The organism is Caldisericia bacterium (assembly GCA_026414995.1).
Lineage (GTDB): Bacteria > Caldisericota > Caldisericia > B22-G15 > B22-G15 > JAAYUH01.
The window spans coordinates 1-506 of the sequence record JAOAHY010000056.1 but is presented as its reverse complement, the minus strand read 5'-3'; the positions used below and the strand labels follow the sequence as shown (position 1 = coordinate 506).

At 26.1% G+C, this 506-nt stretch carries 1 protein-coding gene; it reads right to left on the bottom strand.

Annotated features, from left to right (window positions below; all coding sequences use genetic code 11):
* On the bottom strand, positions 1–506 hold a 506-nt coding region (locus N3D74_06765; protein MCX8095864.1), incomplete at both ends, for a sugar nucleotide-binding protein.

The window sequence follows — 506 nt, the reverse complement described above, 5'->3', positions numbered from 1 at the left end:
TGATATAGGTGTCCTAAATTGATCGGTAAAAAGTTTTACGGGCTTATTCTCAGTTAAATTTTTATACATTGATTGAAAATGACAAAATGAATGATTTAGTCCAAATCCAATAAGTAATGCAATTCTTAGAATTATATAATCATCACAATTCGTTGTTACTTTATTTTCTCCAATTAGTTTTGATTCAGCGTAAGGTGAAATGGGATTCAATTTAGAAGTTTCTGTTAAATATGAACCTCTGTTTCCATCATAAACCAAATCTGTTGAGATATAGATTAATCTAGACCTCAATTTGGATGAAGTTTTAGCAATATTTTCTGTCACTTTAACATTTACTTCATAATAATCTCTCAAAGAAAATTTATTATTTAACAATGTCAATGTTAATGCTGCTGAATGAACAACTATATTAGGTTTATATTTATGAAATATATCATTTACTATTTCCTCATTTCTAAGATCAATTTTCAATGAATTGAAATTTTTGCAATTACCTTCATTAGAAT